This is a genomic window from Moorena sp. SIO3H5 (genome assembly GCF_010692395.1).
In the GTDB taxonomy this organism is placed as follows: Bacteria; Cyanobacteriota; Cyanobacteriia; order Cyanobacteriales; family Coleofasciculaceae; genus Moorena.
Genome location: NZ_JAAHHS010000052.1, coordinates 16440 through 29872 on the forward strand (window position 1 = coordinate 16440; position 13433 = coordinate 29872).

Sequence of the window (13433 nt, forward strand, 5' to 3'; positions counted from 1 at the left end):
GAAATCTGGTTTAGTGAATTTGTATACTATCCCCACGGAGTAAGTTCATTTAAATATACAATTATACAGGAGGTTAACTAATGAAAAAAAAGGGTTATACTGTGACATTTCCACATACAGATGAAAATTTAATTCGATCAGAGGAGTATTTTATTATAGCCGAAAATGGCCAAGAGCAAAAATTTAAGATTCAAGATTATAAACAAACCTACAAAATACCTAGTTTATATGAATATGTTTTAGTCGATTTGCTAAAATATAATACACACAATATACTTAGCAAATTTTTGATAAATGAAGTTACCAAATCCCAATCCCTTGCTTCTGAATTATCGGTTTTAGATTTAGCTGCAGGAGTTGGTTTACTTGGTCAATGTCTTAAGGATAAAGGTGTCACTTCAATTGTAGGAGCAGATGTGGTTATAGAAGCAGCAGAAGCAGCTAAACGAGAACGACCAAATGTTTATAAAAAGTATTATGTTGAGGAATTTCCTAATGTAACTAATGAAGTTCATAATGAGTTAGAAAATGCCAAGTTTAACTGTTTGGTGTGTGCTTCTGCCCTAACAGGAGGATTACCGGCTTCGGCATTTGCTTTTGCCTATAATTTAATTGTTGATGGAGGCTGGATAGCGTTTAATCTTAGAGAAGATTTACTTGATACTCAAAGCCAGCATTATGCTGGTAAAATGTTGGCAACCATCATTAAAGAAGGTATTTTATCAGTCAAAGCTAAACAGTCTTATCAACATCGTCTTTCTGTTAATGGTAATTCCCTCAATGAGCTAGCATTAATAGGAGTTAAAATATCAGATATTCCTCAAACAATGATTAATAGGGATTAATACCTAGATAATCTTTTTGGATTTAATTGATTTTTAGCTTTTTTTTAAGGTGAATGTGAAGGATATGAATAGAGATTCTTATAGACCTTTGACTCCCAAAGCAGATGCAACTGGTTATCTGCTCAAGATGATTCCCCAGTTTATTGAGGAATTGATACTAAAGTATGGAGAAGATATAGAATTTAGAATTGCTGATATCGGTGCAGGAACAGGTACATTGGCAATCCGTATTGTTGAGGAAGCTATAAAAAGGGGAATAAGTTCCTGCATTGTATATGCTGTTGAACCAGAAGAAAAAGATGTGGAAGTAGGTATCAATATCTGTAAAGAAAATGGGTGTTTTTACGAAATTACTAAAAGCTTAGGTGTAGCTTTTAAACAAGAACCCTATACAAAAACCACTTTTGAACCTCAGTTTCTGCATGGCATTATCTGCAATCCCGGTCAGTTTATTGCTCCCAAAAAAATTGGCGATCATTTGCCTTCTTATGGTCAGACTGGAGATGAATTAGGATTGGGAAGATTAGAGGTATTTGTTCGCAATGCAACAGTTCACTTATTACCAGACGGACTTTATTGCGGACAGCATTTATCCCCTGCTAAAGAAGGTGATCATATCGCTGCTCTGGAACTAATACGAGATGCTTTTGGCTCTGATGCAGAGGTTCGATATCACGACAAAATCTTACCCAGAATCACGAGTCAGGAGTTTATGAAAGGCGAATTAGCCTTCTTGCTTGAAGATTGCCATTGGAGGGATTATGCCCAAAACTGGATTGACGATTTCTCAGTTAAATTTCCCTGGTTAGCCTCTGTGGCTTTTACTGCTTGTCCTACTGGAGGAGGAGGAAAAATTACGAATACTAGTCAACCATCTTTCGATCCATCCCTAAAAATTGAGGATAGAATTGCGATTCAAGCTACCACCGTTCGAGAAATCAAAGAACTAATTGACAGGGAAAATTTTGGGCGGTTTAACAAATAGTACACCTTGCCATAAATACATTGCAGGATATAGTTGAGTTTAGACTTCATTGTGATTAGTCATTGGCTACCGCAATATTATAACAGCTAGTGGAAAATAGTCCGATCTGGAAGTAGGGATTAGGGAGATGGGGAGATGGGGAGATGGGGAGCGGTGCGACCCGTGGCGAATTTAATTCGCCTACGGAAAGCGCACCGAGGGAAATTTTAATTAAGGGTATCCTGACATGATATAAACCAAAATACTATGTAAGCATATGCGCTACGCGCACGCGTGCGCGTTCAGCCGTGAGCCTTAGCACAAAGCAGATAGCAGATAGCAGATAGCTAAATTATTACAGAATAATTAATTTTTTTATTTGCTTGATTTAATATACAAAAAGCTGTTATGATTGATGTCGTTGCAGTTTTTGTATATTAAAAAAAATCATAAAATAGCTATCGATAATATATCCAATTATAGCGTTTTTATTAGTAATAATATAGAGTCAATTTTACCAACCAATACTCCCTACTCCCTACTCCCTACTCCCTACTCCCTACTCCCTATGAAAGATACAGAAACAACCCTGACTAAAGCCCTTGCCATACTTATTAAGTATTTAGACGGTAATTTGGAACCCGATACCAAAGTCGTTAATTATCAAACCGCTAATGATCTTAAGGAAAAACTCGATTTAACCTTACCCGATGAGGGAGTGGCCTTAGAAGCGTTAATTCCTATAGTAGAATCTTACCTGAACTATAGTGTTAGAACCGGTAGCACTCAATTTTTTAATCTACTTTTTAGTGGGTCTAGTATTCCCGGAATTATAGCCGAGATGGTGACCAGTGCTACCAATACTACTATGCACACCTATGATGTCGCCCCAGTAGCCACCCTGATGGAAATAGAATTGATTAAAAAATTGACCAGTTTAGTGGGGTTTAATCCAGGTGAAGGGTTGATGGTAACTGGAGGAAGTAATGCTAATCTGATCGGAATGCTTTGTGGACGACATCACGTTTTACCGGACGCTAAATTGCAGGGATTGGGGAATCATCAGTTAGTCGCCTTTGTTTCCGATCAAGCTCATTATTCTTATTTAAAAGCTGCTAATTTATTGGGGATTGGCATCAAAAATTTAGTCAAGGTTAAGTCTGATGTTGATGGCAAAATGATTCCCGAAGCACTAGAAGCTGCCATTCAACAGAGCTTATCAGAAGAAAAAACACCGTTCTTTGTGGGTGCAACTGCCGGTACAACTGTGTTAGGCGCTTTTGATCCGTTACCAAGCCTTGCCGAAATTACTAGGAAATATGGCTTGTGGCTGCATGTCGATGCGGCTTGGGGTGGGCCGGTTTTATTTAGTGAAAAACACCAGCATTTGTTAGCAGGGAGTGAGTTAGTTGATTCCTTTACTTGGGATGGCCATAAGTTAATGGGAGTTCCTTTAATTTGTTCCGCTATTTTAGTGAAACAAAAAGGACTATTATCGGAAGCTTGCTCTGGGGGAGGTACCGATTATCTATTCCATGATGATGAAAATAATTTCTATAATTTAGGGACTAAGTCATTACAATGTGGTCGGAGAGTAGATGCCCTAAAACTATGGCTGTGTTGGAAATATTATGGCAAAAAAGGTTATGAGCAGCTGGTCAATCATTTATTTGATATAGCTAATTATGCCACCGAGTATATCCGCCGTTGCGATAATTTAGAATTAATCGCTGAACCACAATTTTTGAATATTTGTTTCCGTTATATCCCCAAAGATAAACAGCTTGACTCTACTGGGTTAGACCAGCTGAATCTAGACATACGCAACCGATTATTTGATTCGGGAACAGCTTTTGTAAACTATGCTCATTATGAAGGTCTGGTTATGATTCGGTTAATTCTCGCTAACCCGGAACTGCAAAAAGCTGATTTAGAAACGTTTTTCCGTAATTTACTTGATGCTGGTAAACTATGTGTCAGTACTTACGCAAAGCACCCTGAAATCCGCCAAACCCAGAGCAAAGGGGGTTAGGGGGCGAAAGCAACTAAACTGCGTAAGTCCTATGTGTACAAGGTTTATAGTAAATCTTTACACTTTGTTACGCTTTGTTGCACTGGATAGTGATGACGATAGAATTCTGGTGCAATCAGAATAAAAATTATCAGTATAGATAGGAGAACTGCAACCATCTCAGAACAGGTAAATATCAAAGATCTGAATCCAGAAGAGGAAGCAACCACAGGGGAGTTGCCCCTACCTAAATTTCACGAGTGATTTCGTAGCTATATAGTGAGATATAGTGATCACATTGAAAAATAAAATTGATTTGATAATTTAGTTCACAATAAAACATTATGAGAGATTTTGTTCTAACTATTGTAGGAGGAGGCAACAGTACACATGTATTAGCAGGTCTTGCACCTAAAGAGGTTGAGACTCGCTTACTGACTCGACGTCCTGGGGAATGGAACCAACGAATTGAAGTTTTCTCTGAAAGTGATACGACTCCAATTTCTAAGGGCTATCTATCGGTGATTAGTTCCAACCCAGAAGAAGTCATCCCAGGCAGCGATCTCATCGTCATATGTAGTCCTGTACATGCCTACGATCAAATTCTTTCTAAGATAGCGCCTTATGTTAACCAATACAGTCACGTTGGTTCACTTTTTGCCCAAGGATGTACTCACTTTCTCGCTCAATCATTATTACCGAATTCATACTTTTTTGGATTTCAAACAATCCCTTGGATTTGTAGAACTATCCAGTACGGGAAGAAGGCTCGTATTAATGGAATACAGAAGTACCTCCGGGTAGCCACTAATGCTCCAGATAAAGGTAAGTTGTCTTCATACTTAGAGAGCTTACTAGGAAACTGTGTAATAACATTCCTACCTAACTTTTTAAATACAACACTCACTCCATCGAATCAGATTGTTCATCCAGGTCGGTATTATGGAATTTTCCATGATTGGGATGGTGTCTCCCCTTACTCGGAAGAGGATATTCCATTATTTTATTCTGATATGGATGAATTTTCAGCAGAGTGTATTCTCCATCTCAGTGATGAGCTTCAATTAATAAAAAAAGGGATTATAAATAAATTGCCAGAGGTTAAGTTAGATTCTATAAAGCCCTTGGCAGAGAGATTGATTGAGGACTTTGATGAGCTAATAGAGGACAAAAGTTCTTTGAAAACTATTTACGCCACTAGCCATGCTCATAGGGGAATTAAAACTCCTGTTCGAGAGATTGAGGGTGGTTTTGTTCCTGATCCTGACTCACGTTTATTTACGGATGATATTCCCTATGGTCTATGTGTTTTGAAGGGATATGGTGAAATGTTAAATATTGATACTCCATGGATTGACGTTATTGTGGAATGGCATCAAAAGTTAATGGGTCAGGAATTTATTGTGAATGGCAAGCTTGTTGGAAAAGATGCTCACAAATGTGGTAGTCCAGTGTCCTATGGTGTTCAGACATTAAAAGAAGCAGTTATTTGAGCATATTTTATTTCCCATTGCTGAATGAGTAATGATTATTTTCGTTAACTGCTCATTGTTAACTGTTCATTTTTGATTATTCATGGTTGATTGTTCATAGCGACAATGAACAATCAACCATGAACCATTCCCCGCTTATGATTACTTAATCAGCAACACCACAAATCTTCTGTCAATTTCGAGTTAAAACTTCCCTCTGCTTATCAATCCTCTCTGCTACCAAATCCGGCTCGATCTCTTCAGGTTTAAAAACTAAATCAGGTTTGAGGTAGTGTAACGGATAATCTTGGCGCATCCGTTTATACCCTCCACTAGTAATATTGAGCACAATGGTGTCCTTTTTACCTATTTTCCCCGCCTCAACCGCTTGAATTAAAGCACCAGTTGCCACACCGGCAGCAGGACTAACATCTATTCCTTCCAATTCCTCAAATAAAGCCCTTGCTTTCTCTGATTCGTCATTAGTCACACCATACATTTCTCCATCAGTATCCGCTAATGCTTCATAAACTCCTCCCGCAAGAGAGTAAGCTGGATTTCGGTTGGTAAGTACCTTAGCAGAAACCTGACTAATGGATTTTTTTGCTTCTATTTCGCTCAAAGCAGTAATTTCTCGCTTACCCGCTTTCCAAGCATCGGTCATAGGTGTAAAAGGAATGTTTTGACAGAGGTGAAGCTTCATTTTTTTGTTGCCAAATCTGCCATCTGCTAAAAATCTCAGATTTGCTTCGTAAGCTGAAATCCCACCAGTACCGGAACCGACAGCTTGGAAATAGTGATCAGGAATTTCCCCAATGGTTACTGTAGCATCTACAACCGTTAGCCCCATGCCATCCCGTCTGGCTACATTTTTAGCTCCTCCTTCCGGAAAGAAACCCTCTAATTCACTGATGATTTTTCCGATACGAATGGCATCGGAGTAGTCACTATTCCCACCAACAGCAATCAGACGAACACAAGAAGAATCAAACGGCTCCTTTGACCAGATGGCGGATAAATTTTGCTCTGGAATCACCAAGCAAAAGGGGATTTTCAGCTTAGAGCAAACCGTAGCAAACGCTCGGCCTGTATTTCCAGCTGAAGCAACGACTAGGGTTTTGGGGTTATCCTCTGGTATTCTCCCTAAGATAGGGAAAGCTTCTAATTCTTTAAACGAACAAGTAGAAAGATGAGCATCTCGCTCTGGCCAGTAGCCATTGAAACAAATGAAAAGATGATCTAATCCGAGATGGTGAGCCAGATTTTTGCTTTGATAAGTAATCGGTTTACCATCTGCCTCTAAGTATCGATCAACCGGTAGCCAATCTATATATCGAAATAAACCTGGGAGATTCTCTTTGACTTCTAGTTTTTCGTTAGCATAGACAGCACGCAGAAGGGATGGCTCATGTTTCTCGTCACAGCAAAGGCGGAAAGGGTCTGGTTCATACTCTTTTCCACACAACGTGCAACGGAGGATATATTTGAGTTTAGACTTCATTGTGATTAGTCCTTGATTACTGGAACATTCTAACAGCTAGTGGACAATAGTCCCATCTGAAAGTAGGGAATAGGGAATAGGGAGTAGGGAGTAGGGAGTAGGGAGGTGGGGGAGATTTGGATTAAGGGTAATTATCCTGGCTATAGTTTTAGGGTTAATAAAAAAAAGCGATACTCTTTGCTGAGCATCACTTTTTTTTAGGTATATAGTCGTGGAATTCAAAGTTAAGACATAGTTCTATTCCCTGTTCCCTTTAAAAAATTAATAATAGGTTCCCGACTTACGATGATGCAGGGCAGTTACTCCATCAGATAGCACCTTCCCATTTTTAACTACCCCATAAACTAGCCAATGGTCACCACATTCCATCCGATTTTCTACAGTACATTCCAAATAAGCTAGGGCATCACTTAGTATTGGGCAACCATTGTCTCCTTCTTCGATCTTTATCCCACCAAATCTGTCTTCACCAGGTCCAAATGGTTTGAGAAACTGTTTCATCAAGGGTAAATGTTTACCATCTTCTAACACATTCAAGACAAAGTTATCTCCAGTGTGCATCAAAGACTCAACTGCTCGTTCTTTAGCTACCGCTACGGTTAACCCTGGAGGGGTAAAGGTAGCTTGAGATACCCAGGAAGCTAGCATCGCTCCGGTCAGGTCTTGTTGTTTAGTAGTTACAACACACAGTGAACCAATCAACCGTCCCACCGCTTGCTCCGTGCGGGCAGCGGAAGACTCACCAGCAGGTTGCTTGGGTTTCCGGGCTTTTTTGGCTTTTTTCAGGGCTTGAGCAAAATCTGTACCGGCTTCTTCACAGTATTTGAGGTCTTTGTCTGTAGGCTTAAATTTGACCCGAATCGTGTCAAAACCAAACTTGTAACCCGCATCCCGGAACTTACTTTCTAATAGGTCAATGGCTTCCCCACTCCAGCCATAGGAACCAAAAACACCCGCTAGCTTAGTTTTAGTAGCGCTAGATAAAACCATACCCAAAGCGGTTTGAACCTGGGTTGGTGCATGACCTCCTAGGGTAGGAGAACCCATGATAAATCCGTCTGCTTTCTCCACAGCATCGCCAATCTCTTCCGGTTCAGCTGCTTCACAGTTAAGGGATTCTACCGATACACCAGCTTTAGTGATACCTCGTGCGATCGCTTGGGCAATGGCTCCAGTATTGCCGTAAGCTGAGGCATAAATTAGGGCAACATTGGCCTCTTGAGCTTGTTGTTGCTTACTCCATTTCCCATAGGACTCAGTCAGTTCTTGAAAGCCATAGCGCACCAAGGGGCCGTGACCGGTAGCATAAAGCTTAGCATCAAAGTCTGCTAATTTAGCTAAAGCTGTTTCCACCTGTCGGGCGTGGGGTGCCATCAGGCAATCAAAATAATAGCGTCGGTCTTCGTTATAAACTCTCCAACCTTCATCCATTACCTGGTCCCCACAGACATGAGCACCAAATAATTTATCTGTAAATAGGATTTGAGTTTTAGGATCGTAAGTACAAAGCTGATCAGGGAAACGGGGATTAGGGGTAGGGATAAAATCTAGGATGTGACCTTCACCTAAATCGAGAGTATCATCCCCTTTCATCACTAGGATTTTGAGCTCCTGTTCTGGAATCGCTTTATCCTCTAGTTTCTCAAACAGAGTGCGCAAGGATTTAGCACCAGGATTGGAACAAACAAAGGTAATCTCAGGAGCAAGTTTGAGCAGAGCATTCAGAGTAACCAGGCGATTGGGATTAATGTGACCAAGGATCACATAATCGATCAGCTTTGGGTCAAGGCGTTCTTGTAATGCTTTGAGAAACACCTCTGTAAAGGATTCTCCTGGTGGATCGAATAAGGCTATTTGATCAGCTCTAATCAGAAAAGAATTAGCAGTGGTGCCTCGTTGCAAGGCATATTCGATTTCAAATTTGAGCCGGTCCCAAGTACGCGATCGCAATATGAGGGTATCGGTAGCAATATAGAGAGGTTGGACGTCACGGGGTTTTGTAGTGTTCATGGTTCAGATTAGCCGATTAGATTTAGAACTGCTATTAATGTTTAGTAATGATTTCCCACTTTCCGATGGTGGATAGCAGTCAGAGACTCTGGCTTAGAAACCCGTCCGGTCTCAACGGTAGAGTAAACAATCCAATGGTCACTACATTCCATACGGGTGGTAACTTTACACTCTAGATAGGCTAGGGCATCGCTGAGAATCGGGGAACCGTTTTGTGCGGTTTGTGTATTCACCCCTGCAAAGCGGTCAGCACCAGGTTTGAAGCGCTTTAGGAAGTGTTTCATTAAGTCTTGGTAGTTGCCTTCTTCGAGTACATTGAGTACAAAGCGGTCTCCCACTTGCATCAAAGATTCAATCGCCCGGTCTTTGGCTACAGCAATGGTGAAACCCAAAGGCTCGAAGCTAGCTTGGCTGACCCAAGAGGCTAACATGGCACTCTTGACATCCCTTTTCTTAGCCGTGATGATGTATAGTCCACCACTGAGACGACCTAAAGCTTTGTCTAGGTCTGTATCTAGGGATTTCATGTTCTTGATCAAGCGATCGCGACTCAGCCATTGCCCCATGTCAGTACCGGCTTCTTCACAAAGCTTGTAAATGGTTTCACTAGGAGTATCTTTGATCCGAATCCCAGGAAAGGCTTCTTTGAGTCCTAGGCTTCTAAATTGAGTACGTAGGGGGTCAATGGGTTCGTCATCATCGCCATAGGATTCAAACAAACCAACAGATTGCTTGGATTTGACCGCAGCCAGTACCGTGCTAACTGCTGCTGTAGTTGTGCTGTTTGTGGCTGGAGGCATGCCAATTACTATGCCAGCCGCACGGTTAACTGCTTCCTGAACCTCTTGAGGGTCAGCAGATTTGATGTCCATCATCTCCACAGCAATCTCAGTTTTGGTAATCCCTAGGGCGATCGCTTGAGAAATGCGATCGCTATAGCCATAATCTGAGACATAAAACACAACAACGGACTTTTCTGCCTTGGCCTTGGCTTGACTCCAGTAGCGGTAATTTCCTACCAGTTGTTCTACATTGTGGCGCAGTATAGGACCATGACCATTAGCAATAGTAGTCACCTCTCCCAATTTGTCCATCCGCTTGAGAGCAGATAGCACTGAGCGGGCATTGGGAGCCATCAGGCATTCGTAGTAAAATCGATAATCTGCTTCGATAGCGCTGAGGTTGTCATCATAGGTGCTAGCAGAGCAGTAGTGCATGCCAAAGACATCACAAGTATACAGCACCTTAGTCCCACCATCGTAAGTGAGCATGGTGTCGGGCCAATGAAGATTAGGGGCATTGACAAAATCCAGGATATGCCCATTGCCTAAATCCAGCTGATTACCACTTTTGACAATTTGCCGCTGAAACGGTTGGTGTACAAAGTCTTCCAGGAACTTGATTGCCACTTTTGAGCCCACCACAGTAATATCTGGAGCTAGTTCAAGGACATCTTTGACTAAGCCACTGTGGTCTGGTTCGGTATGGCTGATAATTAAGTAATCAATATCGGTAGGGTTAATTAGTCCGGTTAAAGTATCTAAATATAGCTGGCGGAATTTTTCATGGGAGGTATCGACCAAGGCAATTTTCTCGCCCCGAATCAGATACGAGTTGTACGTGGTGCCGTTTTGTAGTCCAAATTCGATGTCGAAGCGATCGCGATCCCAATCTAAAGAACGAATAGTTGTGGTATCTGGAGCAATCTCGTTAGTCTCTATGGTTAGCCGCTTTTGAACCCGGTCAGTCAGTACTACCATCCCTTTACTCCTTTATCCGCTATTTTTAAGATATGTAACTTTTCTTTATTTTTACACAAATATCTTCAAAAGCTGGATTTAAATATGCTATAGCTCTGATTTAGGATTGGTTATAGTTCACTCACCACAAATAATATCAAGTCAGGTTGAATACCCATAATTAAAGGAAGTGTGGGGAGATAGGGAGATGGGGAGATGGGGAGATAGGGAGATAGGGAGATAGGGAGATAGGGAGATAGGGAGATAGGGAGATAGGGAGATGGGGAAGGTCTTTATTAAGCGATGCAGCGCGGTCTTGGGGGTTTCCCCCATGAGCGACTGCATCAAGACAGGGTAATTATCCTGACTTGATATAACTGATAGCTAACGCCGTAGGCTCATGCTACTCTTACTCCCTACTCCCTACTTCCAGATCCAAGGCGAATAACCTAACCTTGGCCTTTAGGCCACGCGTGCGCGTTCAACCAACCAACCTTGGCCTTTGGCCACGCGTGCGCGTTCAACCTTCAACCAATCAACCTTCAACCAATCAACCTTCAACCTTCAACCTTCAACCAATCAACCTTCAACCTTTAACCTACCAACCTTCAACCTTCAACCAACCTTTAACCTATAGGTAGAGTAATCATAAACTCAGTGCCTTGACCCACTTCCGACTTAACTTCAATTTGTCCCAGGAGCTTCTGAGTCACTAAGTTATAAACAATATGCAGACCTAAACCAGTTCTGCCTTGAGGTCTAGCAGTAGTAAAGAAAGGTTCAAAAATTTTGCCTAAATGCTCCTTCGCAATCCCACAGCCATCATCATGATACTTAAGCATAACCTCGTCTTGAATCCTTTCAACAGTTAAGGTTAACTGTCCTTGCTCTGATGGTTGATAGCCATGGGTAATGGAATTGATCACTAAATGAGTAACAATTTTCCAAATAGCTCCTGGATAAGTATTGATCGTAACTGTATCGTCTCCTTCTAGGGTTAAACCATGGGAAGTCTGTTTAAGTTTAGGCTCTAAAGTAAGTAAGACCTCGTCGAGATAGTGTTTAAGATTTAACCTGCGCTTTTCTAAATCATCTTGGTCAACAGCAACTTGCCGGAAATTTTGCACCAACTCCCCAGCCCGTTGTAAGTTACTCAGAATTAATTCACTGGATTCTTGAGCCACTTCCAAATAGTTTTGGAATGCCGAGCGCTTTAATTTACCCTCTTGGAAACTACGGATAAATCCAAGAGTTTCATCAGCTAGAGTAGACGCAGCCGTAATCCCATTGCCAACTGGTGTACTAATTTCGTCAGTGACACCAGCCACAAAGCTACTTAAAACGGCTTTAGTCTCAGATTCCACTAACTGTTTCTGAGTTGCTTTCAGGTCTTCGAGAGTTTCAGACAGTTCTTGAGTACGTTCAGCAACTTTTTCTTCCAGGGTGTTGTAGAGATTAGCATTTTCTAGAGAGATAGCCGCTTGAGAGCACAACAGTTTCAGAATTTCTAACCTATCCTTGGTAAATGCTCCAGTACATTGATTGTTTTCAAGATACACAATACCAATTAGTTGGCCGTGATTGAGGATAGGTGTACACAAGATACTCTTAGGTTGTTGCTCAATAATATAAAGGTCAGCTGCCAACATAGTTTCCACACTAGCATTATCTAAGACTAAAGTTTCGGAGCTATGGGCAACATAGTTGATCACGCTAACTGAAATATCTTGACTCTTTACTACTGGCATTGATTGCAGTACGGTTAGAGAGAATTGTTGATCTGATTCTGAATTGCCTTCGTAGTTACCTTCGGAGTTACCTTGGGAGATAGGGTCAGTTATATAGTAAGCGTCGATCACCCATGTTCCAGCTTTAGGCAAAATCAAAGCACATTTTTCTGCTCCTGCATTCTCAATGATCACTTTCATTAAAGTAGAGAATAACTGCTCAAGTTGAATTTCTCTGGCAATGGCTTGAGATGCTTTGATCACTGTTGTCAAATCTAAAGCGTCTGAAACACTGAGGGTATTTGAGGTGATAGTTTGGATTGGGTGCAAACTCGATAAAGACTCACTATAGGATGTGGTAATTGAATTGCTAGGATCCAGGCTAATAGTCTGTTGTTGCTGGATCATAGCCAGTAATTCAGGATAGCGTTGTTCTAAATCCTCAACTTTAGCTTTAGCTCCCCAGCGAGCATAGGCATAGTAGGCATCAGTAAGGTAAACTTCCGCAATTTTTGGTTTGCCCCACTCTAGGTAAAACCTAGCAGCAAGTTCATTAGCAAGGGCTTCTTCGTGAAGGTATTCGTTTTCTTTTGCCCCAGCAATAGCAAGATCGTACAGCTCCATAGCATCGAGAGTATCCCCGACAACTCGCGCTATTTCTGCTGCCACTAAATTGTACTTGTGTTGGAAATTGGAAGGAGCATGGTGAGCCCAATTTCCCATGGTTGTTTGGTTAACCTTTACTTGGTTTAGGTAATGCTCTTGCTGAGTGCGATTGGCTGTAGGCCAATCGCAGTTAGGATACTGAGCAAGTAACGCTAGAGAATAGTAGAAGTTATGAGCAACAACTACCAGTAGACCAAATGCTCCATCTTCATACTCGATAGCTTTTGAACCATGAACAACAGCTTGTTGGTAATCGTGAAAGGTATAGCAAATGATTAATTTAGCTAAATGGAGGGTAAACAGCGACTGATAATTGTGAGTTTCGTGGAAATGATTAAACATTTCAGGCTCATTAAACTCATCACTCACCAACTGGTAATTATCAGCTAATAATCCTTGAAAGCTTAAAGTTACGTGTTTCCATATATTAGTATATAATAAACAATATTGTTGTTGGGTGATAACTAGTAATTCTATATATTTACTAGCTTCTTGGTT

10 protein-coding genes are annotated in these 13433 nt (G+C 41.2%); 4 read left to right on the forward strand and 6 right to left on the reverse strand.

Features of this window, described 5'->3' with window-relative positions; all coding sequences use genetic code 11:
• Window positions 1–80: 80 nt before the first annotated feature.
• From F6K52_RS08650 to F6K52_RS08665, 4 genes are all read left to right on the forward strand, one after another.
• Window positions 81–845, forward strand: a complete 765-nt coding sequence (locus tag F6K52_RS08650; protein ID WP_293076415.1) for a hypothetical protein — start codon at window positions 81–83, stop codon at window positions 843–845.
• 64 nt (window positions 846–909) lie between these two features.
• On the forward strand, window positions 910–1830 hold the full coding sequence (locus tag F6K52_RS08655; protein ID WP_293076417.1) for a hypothetical protein: 921 nt from the start codon (window positions 910–912) through the stop codon (window positions 1828–1830).
• Window positions 1831–2224: 394 nt separating this feature from the next.
• Entirely contained in the window at window positions 2225–3841 is a 1617-nt protein-coding gene (locus F6K52_RS08660; protein ID WP_293076419.1) for an aspartate aminotransferase family protein, read from the forward strand.
• A 323-nt stretch (window positions 3842–4164) separates the two neighbouring features.
• Window positions 4165–5313: an NAD/NADP-dependent octopine/nopaline dehydrogenase family protein gene (locus F6K52_RS08665; protein WP_293076422.1), complete on the forward strand. Its 1149-nt coding sequence runs from the start codon at window positions 4165–4167 to the stop codon at window positions 5311–5313.
• A gap of 172 nt (window positions 5314–5485) precedes the next feature.
• Here the strand turns inward: F6K52_RS08665 and F6K52_RS08670 are convergent, their stop codons facing one another.
• The 6 genes from F6K52_RS08670 to F6K52_RS08695 form a co-directional block, all read right to left on the reverse strand.
• Window positions 5486–6793 (reverse strand): cysteate synthase, encoded by a 1308-nt coding sequence (locus F6K52_RS08670; protein WP_293076424.1) that lies wholly within the window; start codon window positions 6791–6793, stop codon window positions 5486–5488.
• 36 nt (window positions 6794–6829) lie between these two features.
• A complete protein-coding gene (locus F6K52_RS08675) occupies window positions 6830–7015 on the reverse strand; it encodes a hypothetical protein (RefSeq protein WP_293076426.1) in 186 nt (61 codons plus the stop codon).
• A 39-nt stretch (window positions 7016–7054) separates the two neighbouring features.
• Entirely contained in the window at window positions 7055–8803 is a 1749-nt protein-coding gene (locus F6K52_RS08680) for a diflavin flavoprotein (RefSeq protein ID WP_293076428.1), read from the reverse strand.
• A 41-nt stretch (window positions 8804–8844) separates the two neighbouring features.
• Window positions 8845–10563, reverse strand: a complete 1719-nt coding sequence (locus F6K52_RS08685) for a diflavin flavoprotein (protein WP_293076429.1) — start codon at window positions 10561–10563, stop codon at window positions 8845–8847.
• 141 nt (window positions 10564–10704) lie between these two features.
• Window positions 10705–10887 carry a hypothetical protein gene (locus F6K52_RS08690; protein WP_293076431.1) on the reverse strand — a complete coding sequence of 61 codons (183 nt, stop codon included), beginning with the start codon at window positions 10885–10887 and terminating at the stop codon, window positions 10705–10707.
• 281 nt (window positions 10888–11168) lie between these two features.
• The coding region (locus F6K52_RS08695; RefSeq protein ID WP_293076433.1) for an ATP-binding protein at window positions 11169–13433 on the reverse strand (2265 nt) is incomplete at its 5' end.